This window comes from Campylobacter troglodytis (assembly GCF_006864425.1).
Lineage (GTDB): Bacteria > Campylobacterota > Campylobacteria > Campylobacterales > Campylobacteraceae > Campylobacter_D > Campylobacter_D troglodytis.
Window position 1 is genome coordinate 1 of the sequence record NZ_QHLI01000112.1, and the last position, 2,986, is coordinate 2,986.

2 protein-coding genes are annotated in these 2,986 nt (G+C 30.9%); both read right to left on the reverse strand.

The window, feature by feature from the left end:
- Nucleotides 1-146: 146 nt before the first annotated feature.
- Nucleotides 147-653: a hypothetical protein gene (locus DMC01_RS12160; protein WP_142694450.1), complete on the reverse strand. Its 507-nt coding sequence runs from the start codon at nt 651-653 to the stop codon at nt 147-149.
- Nucleotides 634-2,986 (reverse strand): DUF5675 family protein (locus DMC01_RS13975; RefSeq protein WP_221887163.1); only part of this gene is annotated, 2,353 nt, incomplete at its 5' end. The genes DMC01_RS12160 and DMC01_RS13975, both read right to left, overlap by 20 nt.

Below are 2,986 nucleotides of genomic sequence, written 5' to 3' on the forward strand. Positions count from 1 at the left end.
TCCTCTTGCATTATAAAATTTATCACATCAAGGCAAAGTTCTAAAATTATATTGGCTAAAAAATAGCCTATAAACCAAGTCATAGACATAATAATATAAAATTTTATTTAAATCTTTCATGTTTTCACATTCCATTTGAACTTGCATCATTTATCATCGCCAAACACACAGCAAAATCTAGCTACTTTAAGCATTATAAATAATACAACACTCCAGCATATATGCCACCAAAACACAAACTCTATAAGAAAAATCAACTTTGCATAATCATTGCTATATGTCACTATGTACATAATACAAAGCGTAAGCATATCAATACAAAAAATAGATACTTGAATTTTGATGCTTTTTAAGCGCATTATTAAAAATTGTGCCACAAGAGCACATATCGCACTAAAAATAGCATATAATGGCACCTTGAAAATCAAAAAATATATCAAAAATATTATAATTACATAACACGCACCTTTGTAGTGCTTATCATAGCTGACAAAAATAACCGCACTAACAAATCCGCAACATATCGTCAAAATATCATATATAATGGAATGGTGATTTGATTCAAATGGTATGAATCTTGTGCTTACAATCACAATGACAAAACACAAACTAGCAAAAATTATGTTACAAATTTTATATAATATTTTTTCCACTTGAATCCTTTGCCAACTCATCTATTGAATGATTTGTAATTTTTAGTGTTTTATAGCCACAATTTTTTATAGAAACTTCATTAAAACAATCGCCCATAGTTGGCTTATAATATCTCTTTTGTGCCCAATTTATGCCACGCAAAATCATTGCATTATCGTAAGAATTTGAATAATCTGGGTTGAATATAGAACCATCAGCAAAAACATTGCCAAGTTTGATTACACCATTTCTTGCTTTTTGTTTATCACCGTATTGGCGATAAAACATTTTATAGGTATCTATGGCAAAAGGTATTTGCCCAACAGCATCAGCCCAGTAAGGAATACCTTCCATTGAGACTAAGATATAGTCATCAGCTCCGTTTTTTGCATTTTTCCAATCATAAGGCATCTTTCTAATATAATTGAGCTTATCCGATAAGGCTGTCATAAAAAGTATATCGTGCCAATGCAAATCGCCGTTGTTTTCACGAGCAAACTCCACCACCTCTTTCCAAGTAAAATATAAAACACCCAAGCTTTGACATTCTTGCTTGTCTTTTAACTTTTCATTTACATATAATAGTTTATGATAATTATCAGCACTCGTTTCAAACCACTGGATGCCTTTAATCTCATAAAGTTCTCTCACTTTTAACTCATATTTTTCTATATTATTTCTTTCAAGGCTAAAAAGATGGGTTCCGTTTTTATTATAAATTTTGACTATATCTTTTGTTGTGCGTTGTGTTGGGTTAAATTTATTCCTAATCCTCACCTCAACATACTCTTTAACAAAGCCACTTATATCTTTTATGCTTGTGCCAAGTATTTCTTTTGTAAAATCTTTCTTTAAAGACTTTGCCAATCTCTGCTCTTTTGTTTTGCTCTCTTGTTGGTTTTGAAATATAATATTGTCCATATTATCCATAAAATAATCATTGATAAGCATACAGCCCTCAGAATCTTTTGGAGTGTTGCCATCGTGAATAAGTATGCTTCTACCAAGCGAAACAAATCTATTATGAATCTGAATCGTATTGATTCTTATCCCATAATTATGCCACTGTGCCTCATATCTTCCATCAGGTATTCTTAAATTTATCCCACTTTTAATACAGTCAGGTCCAGGTCTATCAAGTATATAAGCATAAGGAAAGGTTTCATCATCTATGGATTTTATGCCTTTTTCGTTTTCAATGCTTCCATCTTGTTTTACTCTTTTACCATCTATATAAATATTCATTCTAGCAAGTGTAGCTTCGGTAGTTTCTTTGAATCTTTCAATTAAGATTAAAATACGTTTTTGGTAGTTGACATTTAATGGAATCACAATATTTTCTATAATATTAAAAGAGCGAAACAAATAACAAAGTTCGTCTTTGAATTTACAATCTATGCCTTTTAAATTGAGCTTATTGCTGTCATAAGTTACTTTGACTGTGTTATTTTTTTCTAATTTGTTTGTGCTACTTGCATTCCACTCCCCAACAATCCTCTCATTTTCTAAAAATAGCAAACTTTGCCCATCAAATTCTAAGCTAAAACGTGCTTGAATGATTTTTAAAGTTACAGAACTTATACTGTCAGCTTGAATTTGCCTCTCATCCCAATCATCCTCATAATTTGATACAAGGTATTGTGCATAAGCATTATCAATGCCTACTTTTACTTCTTTGCGAGTTTTATCTAGTTTACTATCATAAATATTACTTGCTTTTTTGTTGTCGCTTGTGTTTTTGTTTATTCCAGCAGCTTCCTCATACGCAAAAAATGTGATTGTTTTATTGACTAAATTCTTTACTTTTACTTCATCTTTAAGAATGTCTTTTAATGCAAATTTAATACTAGCCCCACTTTGCTTAAGCCCAATAAAGCCTTTTTCATCTTTTTGAAGCGATGTATTTAATGCGATATTGTCATAATTTGAGAGCTTAAAAGCCCATTTGATATTTTGTGCGTCATCCTTGTCGATAAATTTGATTGTTTTAGTGATATTACCCCACTGTAAGGCGTGATTTTGTTTTATTTGTTTATTTTTGTCTTTAACTTCATCTTGTGCCACATAAATCTTTTGCTCCTCATAAACAAAGGCTTTAAGCATTATTTCTTGCTCTAAATCTATGGTGTAAATCTCATTTTGTGAATTTGACAAGCTATCTTTATCATCAATGAACTTGCCTTCTTTATCCTTTTTATAAGCCTTGATTAAGCCAATATTATATGTTTGTATTTGCATATCAAAGATATAAGGGGTGGGCTTGGCATTATCAAGCATGGCTTGAAATTTATTGATTTGTGTGCAAGTATTATGTAGAAAATATGGAGTTTGGCAATAGTATCTATTGCTTGTA